At 73.8% G+C, this 13520-nt stretch carries 9 protein-coding genes; 4 read left to right on the top strand and 5 right to left on the bottom strand.

Annotation, left to right across the window (positions count from 1 at the left end):
• Nucleotides 1–63: 63 nt before the first annotated feature.
• On the top strand, nucleotides 64–717 hold the full coding sequence (locus ACIO5D_RS26555; protein WP_400655888.1) for an RNA polymerase sigma factor: 654 nt from the start codon (nucleotides 64–66) through the stop codon (nucleotides 715–717).
• Entirely contained in the window at nucleotides 714–1487 is a 774-nt protein-coding gene (locus ACIO5D_RS26550; protein WP_400798197.1) for a hypothetical protein, read from the top strand. The genes ACIO5D_RS26555 and ACIO5D_RS26550 overlap by 4 nt, the downstream gene beginning before the upstream one ends.
• A 47-nt stretch (nucleotides 1488–1534) precedes the next feature.
• Here ACIO5D_RS26550 and ACIO5D_RS26545 read toward each other — a convergent pair whose 3' ends face one another.
• Nucleotides 1535–2530, bottom strand: coding sequence for a LuxR C-terminal-related transcriptional regulator (locus ACIO5D_RS26545; RefSeq protein ID WP_400798194.1), 996 nt, complete (start codon nucleotides 2528–2530; stop codon nucleotides 1535–1537).
• A gap of 401 nt (nucleotides 2531–2931) precedes the next feature.
• Between ACIO5D_RS26545 and ACIO5D_RS26540 the strand changes: the two genes are divergently transcribed.
• Both ACIO5D_RS26540 and ACIO5D_RS26535 read left to right on the top strand, forming a co-directional pair.
• Nucleotides 2932–3117 carry a hypothetical protein gene (locus ACIO5D_RS26540; protein ID WP_400798191.1) on the top strand — a complete coding sequence of 62 codons (186 nt, stop codon included), beginning with the start codon at nucleotides 2932–2934 and terminating at the stop codon, nucleotides 3115–3117.
• A 910-nt stretch (nucleotides 3118–4027) separates the two neighbouring features.
• Nucleotides 4028–4357, top strand: coding sequence for a hypothetical protein (locus ACIO5D_RS26535; protein WP_400798188.1), 330 nt, complete (start codon nucleotides 4028–4030; stop codon nucleotides 4355–4357).
• Between the two features lie 94 nt (nucleotides 4358–4451).
• Here the strand turns inward: ACIO5D_RS26535 and ACIO5D_RS26530 are convergent, their stop codons facing one another.
• The 4 genes from ACIO5D_RS26530 to ACIO5D_RS26515 form a co-directional block, all read right to left on the bottom strand.
• Nucleotides 4452–9263: a DNA repair ATPase gene (locus ACIO5D_RS26530; RefSeq protein WP_400655896.1), complete on the bottom strand. Its 4812-nt coding sequence runs from the start codon at nucleotides 9261–9263 to the stop codon at nucleotides 4452–4454.
• Nucleotides 9264–9289: 26 nt separating this feature from the next.
• Complete coding sequence (locus tag ACIO5D_RS26525) at nucleotides 9290–11308, bottom strand: flotillin family protein (protein ID WP_363608037.1); 2019 nt, start codon at nucleotides 11306–11308, stop codon at nucleotides 9290–9292.
• Between the two features lie 111 nt (nucleotides 11309–11419).
• Nucleotides 11420–12100, bottom strand: a complete 681-nt coding sequence (locus tag ACIO5D_RS26520; protein ID WP_363608036.1) for a hypothetical protein — start codon at nucleotides 12098–12100, stop codon at nucleotides 11420–11422.
• A gap of 172 nt (nucleotides 12101–12272) precedes the next feature.
• Entirely contained in the window at nucleotides 12273–13388 is a 1116-nt protein-coding gene (locus ACIO5D_RS26515; protein ID WP_400655899.1) for a PucR family transcriptional regulator, read from the bottom strand.
• Between the last annotated feature and the right edge of the window lie 132 nt (nucleotides 13389–13520).

The following is a 13520-nucleotide window of genomic DNA, read 5'->3' as shown; positions in this document are numbered from 1 at the left end:
CCGCCCGGCCGCCGTGTGGTGCGGATCACGGCAACGGTGGTGGGCGGGCGGACAGGACGCGGTGTGGAGAAATCGATTCGAGCCCGGATACGGGCCGGGGACGCGGTGGCGTTCGGGCAGATCTTCGAGGATCACGCCCGCGCGGTGTACCGGCACGCCGTCCGGATGACCGGTGACCGGACCGTCGCCGAGGACGTGGTCTCGCTGACCTTCCTGGAGGCCTGGCGGCTGCGGGCGAAGGTCGAGGAGGAGGGCGAGAGCCTCCGGCCCTGGCTGCTGGGTATCGCCACCAACGTCATCCGCAACATCCGCCGGGCCGCCCGGCGGCACCAGCGGGCGCTCGCGAAACTGCCGCCGCGCGAGGTGGTCCCGGACTTCGCCGCCGAGCTGGCAGGACGGCTCGCCGATACCGAGCAACTCGCCGCCACCAAAGCCGCGTTGGAACAGCTGCGCCCGGCCGAGCGGGAGGTGTTCGCCCTGTGCGTGTGGGAGGGCATGGACCACGCGGCCGTCGCCGAAGCGCTGGGCAAGCCGGTCGGGACGGTCCGCTCCCGGCTGTCGCGCGCCCGCGGCAGGCTGCGGGACCTCGCGGCGAAGGAGCTGGCGGCCTCCCGGAAGACCGCCTCGGAGAAAGGCGTGCAACGCACGGCTGCCGACGGACAGGTAGCAGGTGACCGCGGGTTCGCGGTCCGGTCGAGCAAGGAGACGATCCGATGAACGCCACCCCCCAGTCCCGGTCTCGGCAGACCGAGCGGGAGGAACTGGCCCGGCTGCTGCCGGCCGTGGCCGATCCGGAGCTCCCTCGCGACCGCCATGTCCTGCTGAAGGAGCATCTGATGGACACCGTGACCGAGCAATCCCGGCGCGCGGCCAGGCGACGGACCCTGACCGTGCGGGTGGCGCTCCCGCTGGGCCTGGCCGCCGCCGCGGCCGGGATCGCGTTCACCGCCACGGCGGGCCGCCCCGTCACGTCCACGCCCGGCAGTGCCGGTGCCACCGCCGGGAGCCAGGTGCTGGGCGACATCACCAACGCGGCGTACACCCTGCAGAGCGGCGGCGACGACCTCGTCAGGCTGACCGTCCTGGAGTCGTACAAGCCGGTCGACGCGGCCCAGTTGCAGCGTGACCTGGACCGGCTCGGCGCCCGCACCCACGTCTACGCCGGCGAGCCCAACTGCCACGCCCCCGAGCCGGAGAGCCCCGCCGACCCGCCGGGCGACGGCGACGGCAACCCGGACTGGCTCGCCACCCACGGCTGGAACATCGAGAGCGAGGGACTCAAGCACGTCCTGACCATCCGCCCCAGCGCCATCCCGGCCGGCGTCCAGCTCTACATCTACCTCCCCATGGCCAAGGTCGACCCGGCCAACGGCTTCCGTGAGATGGAGGCCAACCTCATGAAGACCCCCGGCCCCACGTGCATGCCCAGCAAGACCTACAGCAACCCGCTGGCCAGCCTGTTCCCGACGCCGCCGCCGACGCCCTGAGCCGCGCTCCCCGGCGCCGCCGGCGATGGTGCCGGGGAGTTGGCGGATCAGGCCGTGCCGGGCAGCCAGCCGTTCTGCACGGCGCGCGCGCCCGCCTGGAAGCGGCTGCGGGCGTCGAGGCGTTCCATCAGGTCGGTGGCGATGCGGCGGGCCGTGCGGGAGGAGACGCCGAGGCGCTTGGCGATGGCGTCGTCGGTGTGGCCGTCGGCGAGAAGGGTGAGCGCGGTGTTCTCCTGGGCGCTGAGTCCGTGCTTGTCCAGCGGGGTGGCACTGCCGAGGGGCTGGGCACCGGCCCAGACCGACTCGAACAGGGCACAGAGGGCGGTCAGCATGCCCTGCCCGTTGAGGACGACGGCGCCGGCGGCGGTGTCGTCGCTCTGGACGGGGATGACGGCGGTCGTCCGGTCGACGACGATCATCCGGGTGGGCAGCACCGGCACGGTGCGGACCTGACCTCCGTGCGAGGCAAGCCAGTTGACGTAGTCCACGGTGTGCGGACTGTTACGGACGCTGTCGAGGTAGACGGTGCGCATCCGGATGCCCCGCTCCAGGAGCGTCTGGTTGAGGGGTTTGGCGGCCTCGATGTTCTCGGGCTTCTGCCCGCCGTCGGGGGAGAAGGTCATGACCTCCTCGCGCATGCCGCGGGTGAGTGAGGCCAGGCGGTCGCGGATCTGGTCGAGGCCGACCAGGTGCTCGACGTCGGGGTGGCCGGTGCTGGGGCGCAGGTCGGCGTACTCGGCGATGAGCTGGGCGGCGGCCGCCCGGGAGGCCTCGATGCGCAGCTGCTGGGCCGCGAGTTCGGCCTGCTGGCGGGCCATCAGGATCTCCATCCCGATGTCGGGGGAGACCGCGCGCAGCTCGCCCTGCCGTTCGGCGGAGGGGCGGAGCAGGGACAGCTCGCTGAGCGTGTCCAGCGCCGCTCTGACCTGCTGCTCCGGGAGCGAGAGGCGTAGGGCGAGGGCGTCCACCCCGTCGTGCGGGCGGGCGAGCATCGCGCGGTAAACGGTTTCTGACGTGCTGTCCAGGCCAAGTGTTGTGAGCACCTGCCGCCCCCCCGGTAATAAATCTTGTTCGAGTCGCACGCGATCATTTCATATGAGGCATCCCCGGGCCAGCGTGCTGGACGGTTCAGGCCAAGGGGAAAGCCGCCCGAGGGGCGCCCCGGAAGCGAATTGTCCCGTTCGGCGGCCTCGCTCCAGATGTCATGGCTGCATCACCTTGTGGCCCCGTCGCGCACCGGCCGTTGTCCGCTTCCGGCAGCGCGGGACGGAACGGTCCAGGGACGTTTCCGTCCACCGGAGAACTCTTCCGGAGGGCTGGAACTGGAACCAAACTGGTGATCGCCGGCAGGGAGCACCGCCCGAACGGCACACCGGTCGAAGCGTCACCGCGGGACGCGAGCACCGGAATCCATTGCCACGTCGCATCCGAAGGGGATACCACCATGTTCCGTACCGTCACCGCCAGGGCCGCCGCGGTCGCCGCCCTCACCCTCGCCCTCTCCGGTCTGGTCCCCGCCCTCGCCGCCGCCGAGCAGGCCACCCCGGCGCTGCCCGCCGCCGCGACCGGCACCCCCGTGCCGACCGGCATCCCCACGACCGTTCTGGCCGGCGACATGATCTGGGGCTGACCGCCCGCCCCGCCCGTCCGCAGGTCCCCGCCGACCGGCTGCTCCTGCAGGGCAGCCGTCCGCCACCGCGCAGTGTCCACTGCCCTGGGGGCCGGACCTTCAGGGTGGAAAGCCCAGCGCCGAAAGCCCTGTTCCGCACGCGCTGTTCCGCACGCGCTGTTCCGCACGCGCTGTTCCGGAATACCCCGCCCTGAATTCGCAGCTCCGAAATGCCCCGTTCCGGCCCGTCCTGATCTGAAGAGGCCGGCTCTTTTCCGCCCGTAGAGGAGAACAGTCATGTCTTCGAAGCCTTCCAAGACCCTGCGTATCGTCCTGGCCGCCGCCATCGCCACCTCGGGCGCCGTGGTCGCCACCACCTTCACGACCGCTTCCGCCCATGCGGCCGTCACGTCGACGAACGCGGTGCAGCTCACCCGCAGCGAGGTCCTCAGCCGGGCCAACAGCTGGGTCGACAAGGGGCTGAAGTACAACCAGCAAGGCTCCTACCAGGGCTACCGGACGGACTGCTCCGGCTACGCCTCGATGGCCTGGAAGCTGAGCACCCCCGGCCTGGACACCACCAGTTTCGTGCCCAGCGGTGTCGCGTCCAGGATCGGCAAGGACGCCCTCAAGCCCGGTGACGCCCTCCTGAACGACGCCGCCGGCAACAACGGCCACAGCGTCATCTTCGACCACTGGGTCGACTCGTCGCACGCCTCCTACGTCGGGTACGAGTTCAGCGGTTCCGGGGTCTGGCACCGGACGATCCCCTACCCCTACTTCGCCGGCCACGGAACCTACTTCCCGGTTCACGACAACGGCGTCATCGACAGCCCCACCGCACCCGGGCTGAACGACAACCCGGCGGCGCTGCCGCCCGGAACGCTGGTCAAGGCGCCGGGCGGGTGCGGTGATTCCGAACCGGACGATCGTGCGGGATGCGGCCGGTGGGAACTCGACGATCTATGTGACGGCCGGTGGGGTGGCGGTGCCGCTGAGCGGCGCGGACTACACGGCCTTCGGGTACGACCAGCTGCCGCTGCGTGGTGTTCCGGGTGCGTGGCTGTCGCAGGCGGCGGCGAAGGCCGCTCCGGTGAACGGGACGCTGCTGGTCTCGCCGGACAGCACGACGGTCTGGCTGGTGACCGGTGGGGCGAAGAAGGGCCTGACGGCCGCGGACTTCGGCCCGGGCAAGTACAGCCTCGACGACGTGGTGCGGGTGCCCACCGCGCTGACCGCGAAGCTCCCCACCGTCCAGTAACCGCACCCCCGCAGCGCCGCCCGGCCCTTCCGGCCGGGCGGGCCGAACCTATCGCGTGAGGGCGCGGTCGTGCCGCCGGGCCGGGAAAGTCGGACTATTGCGCGCCGGTCCAGGTGGCTTTCAACTCCTGCCAGCGGACCGACTGTTCGGGGGTCAGGGTGCCCCGGAGTTCGGCCAGTTTGAGGAGCTGGGCCTCGGTTTCGGCGCCCAGGGACTGGGCCTCGGCGCGGTAGTGGTCGGTGAGGAGGGCGTCGAGTTCGGCGTCGGTCATGGCGGGGGCGAGGCGCTGGGCGAGTTTGGCCATGTTGCGGTAGGAGCCCTGGAGCCGGAACGGGGGTTCGGTGCGGGTGCGGTCGTCCTGGGCGGCGGATGCGATGTAGGCGCGGTTGACCGTCAGGACCGTCTCGCGCAGCCGCAGCAGGCCGGCCAGGACGGCGGTCATCCGGTCGGTCTCGGCGGGCGGCCAGGGCCGGCTGAGCTCGCCGGGGGCCGGTTCGCCGGCGGCGCGGCGCAGCAGGGTGTCCAGGTCGGCGCGGTCGGCGGTGGCCAGCGGGGCGAGGTGGGGGCTGGCGGTGAGCGCGTTCTCGACGAAGCTCAGCGCGAAGAGGTCGGTGCGGCCCGCGATGACGTCGCCGAGGTTCCAGACGTCGGCGCGGTTGGCGAGCATGTCGGGCAGCCGGAAGAGCCGGCCGGTCTCGGTGTACGGGTTGGCGGCCATGACGACCGCGAAGCGCTTGCCGCGCAGGTCCCACTCGCGGGCCCGGCCGTCCCGGACGCCGTCGACGCGGCGCTGGGCGTCGCAGAGCGGGATGAACCGTTGCAGGAACTCGGCCGAGGTGTGCTGGATGTCGTCGAGGTAGAGCAGCACGTTGTTGCCCGCGTGGAGGGCGAAGTTGAGCTTCTCGACCTCGCGGCGGGCGGTGGCGTTGGGGGCCTCGGCCGGGTCGAGGGAGGTGACCCGGTGGCCGAGGGCGGGGCCGTCGACCTTGACCAGGAGCAGACCGAGCCGTTCGGCCAGGTACTCGACGAGGGTGGTCTTGCCGTAGCCGGGCGGGGAGACGAGCAGCAGCAGGCCGCTGCGGTCCGCCGGGGCGTGGCTGCCGGGGGCCTGGGCCGTGCCCAGCTGCTTGGCGAGGTTGTCGCCGACCAGCGGCAGGTAGACCTCGTCGATCAGCCGGTTGCGGACGAAGCCGTTGAGCGGTGCCGGGCGGTACTGCTCCAGCCGGAGCCGGTCGTGCTCGGCGGCCAGCAGGTCGGTGCGCAGGCGCTGGTAGGCGCGGTACGCCGGGACGTCGTGGGTGGTGAAGTCGGTCGCCCGGGCGAGGAGTTCGTCCAGTCTGAGGTCGAGGCCGCCGCCGGGGAGCCGGGGGTGGTCGCCGAGCAGGCCGGTGAGCCGGGTGGTGACGGCGCCGCCTGCGGGGTAGCGGGGGAGGCCGGGGCAGAGCAGCGTGGCCGCCGCCTCGGCGAGGTCGTCGGCGGCGGCCCGGACGCCGGTGGCCGCGGTGCCGGCCTCCAGCCAGGCGTGCGCGAGCTGGCGCCGGGCGGGGAGGAGAGCCGGGTCGTCGGGCAGGGCGGCGAGGGCCTCGGTGAGGCCGGTCGCCTCGGGCGCGGCGTGGAACTTGTCGAGCAGCGCGGTGACGGCGGGCGGGGTGGCGAAGGCGAGGTCGGCGCGGGCCAGTTCCTCGACGAGGTAGCGTCCGGCGGGCTCGGCGGCCTGGGTGAACTCTCCCACGGCCGCGTCCAGTTCACGGGCCAGTGCGTCCAGCGCGGGGACCGGCCCGAAGGCGCTGCGGGCCAGCCCCAGCGACCGGGCCCGGGTGCGCCAGACCAGCCGCTGCCGTTCGTCGGCGCCGTACGCCCAGTACAGCTGTGCGGCGGCGCGCGCCCCGGCGGGGTGGCGCAGCAGGCCGGCCTCGGCGTGCAGTCGCAGCAGCGCGCGGAGGATGGTGGTGGCGTCGTGGTCGTGGACGCCGCGCTGGTAGCCCTCGTCGTGCCGCTGCTCGGCGGCCCGGCGGACGAGTTCGTCCAGCGTGCCGTCGGCGGCGGCCTCGTGCAGTGGGTCGAGGCCGTCGGACTCGGCGGCGAGGAGCAGGCCGGCGGCGAGGTACTCGCCCCGGTAGATCCGGGCGCTCTCGGAGACCAGCGGCTGCTCCCAGTACCGCTCGGTGGCCGCGAAGGCGGGGTCGGTGACGGGGGAGCGGTAGTCGGTGCCGGTGAGGGCGAAGGCGGGGCGGCCCTGCCAGGGGACGAAGGTGAGTTCGGGCCGCTGGGTGGTGACGGCGAACAGGTGGCGGCCGAGCCGCAGGGTGCCGGGGCCGTCGCCGGCGAGGTCGGCGCGGTCGCGCAGGGCCCGGTGGGCCTGGCCGCGGGCGGCGCGGAGCCGGCCGGCCAGCTCCTCGGACCGCACCTGGTCGCCCGACGCGGCCAGCTGGGAGCAGAGTTCGCGCAGCTTGACGGCGGTCGGGTCGGCGGCGAGCGCGGCGTCGATCTCGGCCGCGGTGGTGAGGGCGGCGAGGCGGCGGCGCAGGGTGTCGAGGATGCGGTCGCCGGAGGCGGCCAGCCGGTCGGCCCGGCGGGCCCGGTCGTCGAGCAGGTGCTGGCGGCGGGTGGTGAGCGCGTCGTGGATCTCGGTGCGGCGGTCGGTGAGGTGTTCGGTGAGCGCCGGGTCGGCGTCGGCGAAGCGGGTCTCCAACTGCTCGATCCGCAGCAGGAGTCGGCCGAGCTGGTCGTCGCAGGCCTGCGGGGTGTCGGCGGCGGCGAGGGCGGCGGTGGTGGCCTGGGCGAGCAGGGCCGTCTCGGCGGCGAACTCGGCGGCGGCCTCGCGGGTGCGCAGTTCGCGGCGCCGGGTGGTGAGGGTGGCGCGGGCCCGGTTGAGCAGGCCGAGGACGTCGGCGAGCCGGTCCAGGATGCCGGTGCGGGTGGTGGCGTCGGCGAGGTCGAGGGTGGTGACCAGTTCGGAGACGGTCTGCAGGGCCTCGCTCTGCGCGGTCAGTTCCTCGCCGAGCGGTCCGGCCCCGGCGGCCGTGGTGAGGGCGGCGCAGGTGTCGGCGAGTGCGGTGGCCCGCTGCCGGTGGCCGGTGAAGGCGTCCGGCTCGGCGAGGTGGGTGACGGCGCGTTCGGCGGCCTCGGTCAGGCCCCCGGCGAGGTGGGCGGCGAGCCGGTCGATCCGCTCGGGGTCGGCGCGCGGCAGGTCGCGCAGGGCCTCCACCCGGCCCTGGGCCCGGCGCAGGGCGGTGAGCCGGTCGACCCAGGCGGTGGCGTCGGCGAGGGTCTCGCCGCGGACGACCCGGAGCAGGCCTTCGACGTGTTCGGTGGCCTGTTCGGTCTGCCGGGCGGCGTGGGCGGTGAGTTCGGCGACGGTCTCGTACTCGGCGATGACCTGCCGGGCGGTGTCGCGGATCTCGGCGAGCGGCCGGTGCAGGTCGCCGAGGCCCGGTTCGCCGAGCCAGTGGTGGCGGTCGGCGGTGCGGGTGCAGGCGGCCAGGACGGCCTGGTGGCCGGCCGGGGTGTCGGCGCCGGCGGCGGCCAGCCGGGCCAGCGAGAGGCAGTCGGCGAGGCCGCGGACCAGGTCGGCGTTGCCGATCCGGGCGAGCGGCCCCGCGCCGGCGGGCTGCGCGGCGGCGTACCGCTCGCTGGTGAACGGCGTCTGCCAGAGCTGCACCGGGTGGAGGCGGGTGGGCCCGTCGGTGTTGGGGCGCAGGGCGGTGAGCGTGCCGTCGTCGAGCAGCGCGAAGCCCTGGCAGAGCAGCGGGGCGGCGGCCTCCTGGCGGACGCTGTTGTAGGGGAGCAGCAGGGTGCGGCCGTCGGCGGGGGCGCGGAAGACGTACAGCACGTCCTCGCCGTTGGGCGCGGCGATCGTCCGTTCGTAGGCGAGCCCGTCGACCGGCTGGTCGAAGGTGCGGACGGTGCCGTCGGCGAGGTGGCAGCCGCCGGGGAAGGCGACGCCCTGGTCGCCGGGGAGCCGCAGGCAGGCCTGGCCGAGCGCGTCGATCCGGGTGACCCGGCCGGTGGGCAGGTGGCAGACCAGGTGGCGGACGGTCTCCTCCTGGTAGGGGCGGACCCGTACCAGCAGCAGGGTGCCGATCCGGGCGTGGGCGATCTGCGCGTCGGCGAGGGTCTGCAGTGCCTCGTCCAGCGGCTCCCGGTGGAGGAGGTCGCCGGCGGGGGTGGTGAGGGTGAGGGTGCCGCCCTCGGTGGCGAGCAGCAGGTCGCCGCCGAGGGAGACCCGGGGCGGCCGGCCGGGGAGCTGGTCGTCCCGGGTGAGCGCGGTCCACCCGACCTGCCGGCCGTCGGCGGGGGTGTGGTCGCGTTCGCCGTGCCCGTCCAGGTAGGCGGGGGTGTCGCCGTCGCCGGTCCGCCAGCGCAGCACGCGGACGTCCCCGGCGGCGGGGCCGGTGCGGAAGACGGCGAGCAGACGGCCGCCGACCGGGCGCAGCTGCTCCAGCCGGGCGTCGCGGTAGTAGCGGTGGAGTTCGGCGACGTCCTGCCGCAGCCGGGGGTCCGCCAGGAAGGAAGCGGCGGACGGCGATCCGGACGGTGCTCCGGGCTGCGTCTCGGACGGCGGGCCCGCCTCGGTGAGGTCGGGGTGGTGCAGGGTGAGGACGTCCTCGACGCCGGGCGGCCCGCCCGCGGCCGCGCCGTCGGCCGGCCGGTGGCCGAGCAGCAGCAGGCCGCCGGCCGCCGTGAGGTCCCGGGCGACGCAGGCCCGGGCGGTGGTGAGCCGGCCGGTGCCGGTGAGCCGCAGCTCGCGCCCGCCGAACTCCTCCGCCCGGCGGGCGTTGAGCTCCCCGGCGCGCTCGGCCAGTTCGGCGGCGGCCCGGGCGAGCCGGTCCCGCAGCACCTCGTAGGTGCCGGCGTCGAGCCGGGTACCCGCGTCGGGCCGTGCGCCCGTGTCGAGGACGTCCACGCTGGTCTCTCCCCTTGCCGCGAGCGCTACTTGGAACCGTTGGCCGCGGCGAGCGCCGCGATCGGCGTCTCGGCGATGCCCAGCTTCTGCGCGGAGGAGAGCAGTTGCCGCAGCTGACCGGCCTGCTCGCCGGCCCCCGAGCCGATCAGCTTCATCAGCAGCGCGGACACGGTGAGGTTCTGCACATCGGCGGTGGAGACGGAGGACAGCACCCGGGTGAGGTCGTCGGTGAAGCTGGCGCTGCCGTCCAGCCACGGCCCGGCCAGGGCGCGCGCGGTGTCGGAGTGGGCGACGAACGCGTCCACGCTCTTGCCCGCCGTCACCGACTGCACCAGGCGGTCGAAGAAGATCCCGTCCCCGCCGACGATGTCGATGTTGGCCTTCTCCAGCCCGGCCGCGACCAGCGTGGCCTGCGCCTCGGCGATCTGCCGCTGGGTGTCGAGACCGGCCAGCCGGACGTCCTTCTCGGCGGCCAGCCGCAGCCGGTACTCCTCGTGCCCGCGGGAGGCCTCGTCCAGCCTGGCCATCGCGGCGGCCTTCTCGGTGAGGCCCTCGGCCTCGGCCTTCAGCTTGGCGCCGATCTCCAGCGCGGCGGCCTGCGCCTTCTCGGCCAGCACGACGGCCTCGGCGCGGCCGACCTTCTCGATCGCGGCGGCCTCCTGCTCGCGGACCTGCACCTGGGCCAGGCCCTCGGCGGCGGCCTCGGCCCGGATGCCCTCGGCGAGCCGGATCTTGGCGGCCGCGTCCAGCTCGGCGGCCTGCTGCCGGGCCTCGGCCAGCAGCAGCGACTCGCGGGCCTTGTGGCCGGCGGCCTGCTCGGCGGCCTCGGCGGCCTTGATGTCCTTGACCAGCTTCTCCTGCGCCTCGGCCTCGGCCTGGATGACCACGGACTTGCGCATCCGCTCGGCCTCCTCGACCGCGCGCAGCGACTTGATCGACTCCTCCTGCTCGGCCACGGTCCGGTCCACCGCGACCCGCTCGCGGACCACGTCGGCGATCTCGCGCTTCTGCGACTCGACCTCCTTGTCCTTGGCGATCCGGGCGAGTTCGGTCTCCCGGTCGCGGCCGATCACCTCCAGCAGGCGGTCCTTCTCGATCCGCTCGGTCTCCACCGCGATCACCCGCTCGCGGTTCTTCTGCGCCACCGCGACCTCACGGGCCTGGTTCTCCCGCTGGACGCCGAGCTGCTCCTCCGTCCGCAGGAAGGCGCTCTGCGCGTTGAGCCGCTCCTCCTCCTGGACGCGGGCGACCGCGGCCTCCTCCTTGGCCCGCAGGGTCTCGATCTCCCGGCGCTGGCGGATCTCGGCGTCCGCCTGACGGCGCTCCAGTTCGAGGACGGCCTCGCGGGCGTCCACGTTCTGCCGGGTGATCTCCTTCTCCTCGGTGCGCTGGTACTCGTTGGTGCGCACGTGCTCGATCGCGGTCAGCTCGGTGATCTTGCGGATGCCCTGGGCGTCCAGGATGTTGTTGGAGTCCAGCTGGTTCATCGGGGTCTGTTCGAGGTGGTCGATGGCCGCGTCCTCAAGGGTGTACCCGTTGAGGTCGGTGCCGATCACCGCGATGATCTGGTCCCGGAACTCGTGCCGGTGGGTGTAGAGATCGGTGAAGTCGAGCTGCTTGCCGACGGTCTTCAGCGCCTCCGAGAACTTCGCCGCGAAGAACTCCTGCACCGCGTTCGGGTCGCTGGCCCGCACGGTGCCGATCGCCTGGGCGACCTTGATGACGTCCTCGACGGTCTTGTTCACCCGGACGAAGAAGGAGATCCGGATGTCGGCGCGGATGTTGTCCCGGCAGATCAGGCCGTCCCGGCCGGTGCGGTGGATCTCCACCGTCTTCACCGAGATGTCCATCAGCTCGGCCTTGTGCAGCACCGGGAGGACGATCGTGCCGGTGAAGGTGACGTCGACCTTCTTCGTCCGGGAGATGATCAGCGCCTTGCCCTGCTCGACCTTCCGGAAGAGCCGGCCGACGAACAGCAGCATGGCGAGCACGATGAGCAGCACGACGGCGACAAGTACGCCGAATCCCACAGCGATGGTGTCCATCACGGTGTCCTTTGCAGAAGAGGTCTTGCGAAGAGGCCTTGCGGAGAAGCTCTGCGGAGAAGGCGGGGTGGAGCGGGTCGGGTGGAGCGGGCCCGGTGGAGCCGGGCGGGGTCAGCGGCCGGGGTGCGCCGGATCGAACGGCGCCACCAGGAAGTGCTCGCCGTCGGCGTCGTAGTCGAAGATCAGGGCCGTCCGGCCGGCCGCGAGGCCGGGCTCGTCGGTCAGCGACCTGACCTGGACGGTGGCGGTGGAGCCGTCGTCGGCGGTGACCTCCGCCTGCCCGAAGTCGGCCGTCACCCGGCCGGTGCGGATCACGCAGACCCGGCCGACGAAGTCGCCGCGGGTGGCGGGCCGGTCCTCGGGGAAGAGCCGCGAGATCGGTTTCAGCAGCAGCCGGGTACCGGTCCAGGACGCCGCCAGGGCGACCACCAGCACACCGGCGCGCTCGACGGCCCCCGAGGTGAGGGCGGAGCCGGCCAGGCTGACGAACCAGGCGAGCGCGACCAGCAGCGAGACCGCCACCGTCACGGGTACCCCGCCCAGTCCCAGCCCGGCCACCGTGCCCCCGTGGTGGCCGGCGTCGTCGCCCCCGTGCGGGACGCCGTCGTGGTGGCCGACACCGTGCCCCACATGCGGGGCGCCGACGTGGGGATCGACGCCATGTCCCCCGTGCAGGGCGTCGACCCCGATGCCACCGAGTACGACCAGCAACCAGTACCCGATGACCACCACCAGCGCGAAGCTGAACAGCGCCGCCGGAAAGCCCAGCGCGGCCTCGACGAATCCCCCCATCGCGCCCCGCCCCCCGTGCTCTCTCCGGCGGCGCCACCTCGGCGCCACGGAGATCGTGACAGTCGAAGGGCTGTTCGCACATTGCCAGGATCCGGCAATCTTGACGCCCTCTTGACACCCTGGAACGCGCGGGCCGGGCCGTACCGCCCGCCCGGGGCGTGTCGGACAAGCCCTACAGCGGCTGCTCCGGCCAGCTGAGCAGCCGGGCGCCCATCGCGGCCGTCTCCAGGGTGAAGCGGTGCAGCGCGTCCGCCGGGTCGTAACCGGTCAACGCCTTGATGCGTTCCAGCCGGTAGCCCAGCGTGCGGACGCTCAGCCCCAGCCGGCGGGCCGCCTCGGCGTTGACGTACCCCGCCTCGGCCTGCACCGCGATGGTGTCCAGCAGCGGCCGCGCGCCGCCCCGGGCCTCCACCAGCGGGCCCAGCACGCTGCGCACCAGGTCGGCCATGGCCGCCCGGTCCCGCATCAGCACCGGGAACACCAGCAGCTCCTCGGCCCTCAGCTGCTGGGCGGACAGACCGAGCCGGGCGGCGTAGTCCAGCGCGCCGAGTGCCTCCTCGTAGCTGCGCAGCACGCCGCTGGCGCCCGAGTGCCGGCGGCCGGTCGCCACCCGCAGCACCGGGCGGTAGCCGGGGCCCGGGCGGAGCGCCAGCTCGGCGAAGGCCTCCAGCACCGCGCGCTCGCTGTCGGGCGCGATGCAGACCAGCCGGCCGTCCTTGCCGGCCAGCAGCATGTCCCGCTCGCCGAACCGGCCGACCAGCTCCCGCTCCACCCGGTGCGCCAGCGGATGGACGTCAGGGTACGGATCGTCGCCGACCGCGACCGCGACGGCGTACGCGCCCGCCAGCCGCAGCCCGAACCGCTCGGCGCGCTCGGCCAGCAGACCGAGGTCGCTGCGGCCGTGCAGCAGGTCGTCGATGAACTCCCGCCGGGCGGACTCCTCCTGACGGACCGCCAGCCGCTGCGCCCGTTCGTGGCCCTCGCCGAGCGCGGCGAGCGCGGCTTCGGTGGCGGCCAGTACGGCGTCGCCCGTCCGGCGCAGCTCGCTGACGGTGGCGGCGGTGGAGATGCCGGGGAGCGTCTGCCAGGCCTGCCGGGTGGCGGCGAGGCACTGGGCGACCACCTCGCGCAGCCCGTGCCCGGCCTCGGCGCTGCGCTCGCCGAGCGCGCGCAGGCTCTCCAGCTCGGCGCGGCGCAGCAGCCGTCCGGTGCGGGAGACGTCGGCGAGCAGGCCGAGGTAGCAGCGGCTCAGTTCGGCGGGTGTGTCCTGATTGTCTCCCGCCGCCATGCCGCTCTGCTCCGCCCCGGAAAACGCCTGATGATCCGGCCGGAATTTTACCGGATTCCCACGGCCGGACCGCCGCCGGGGCGGGGCCTGGAGCGGGGTGCGGGGCCCGGTGGTGGCGGGGGTCCGGAGGCG

It is taken from the genome of Kitasatospora sp. NPDC087315, from assembly GCF_044744345.1.
In the GTDB taxonomy this organism is placed as follows: domain Bacteria; phylum Actinomycetota; class Actinomycetes; order Streptomycetales; family Streptomycetaceae; genus Kitasatospora.
This window is presented reverse-complemented; position numbering and strand designations above follow the sequence as displayed.

What these genes read in the sequence shown, in the direction of transcription:
- ACIO5D_RS26550 (WP_400798197.1), top strand. Translation starts at nt 714, where the DNA reads ATGAACGCCACCCCCCAGTCCCGGTCTCGGCAGACCGAGCGGGAGGAA.
- ACIO5D_RS26540 (WP_400798191.1), top strand. Translation starts at nt 2,932, where the DNA reads ATGTTCCGTACCGTCACCGCCAGGGCCGCCGCGGTCGCCGCCCTCACC.
- ACIO5D_RS26525 (WP_363608037.1), bottom strand. Translation starts at nt 11,308, where the DNA reads ATGGACACCATCGCTGTGGGATTCGGCGTACTTGTCGCCGTCGTGCTG.
- ACIO5D_RS26520 (WP_363608036.1), bottom strand. Translation starts at nt 12,100, where the DNA reads ATGGGGGGATTCGTCGAGGCCGCGCTGGGCTTTCCGGCGGCGCTGTTC.
- ACIO5D_RS26515 (WP_400655899.1), bottom strand. Translation starts at nt 13,388, where the DNA reads ATGGCGGCGGGAGACAATCAGGACACACCCGCCGAACTGAGCCGCTGC.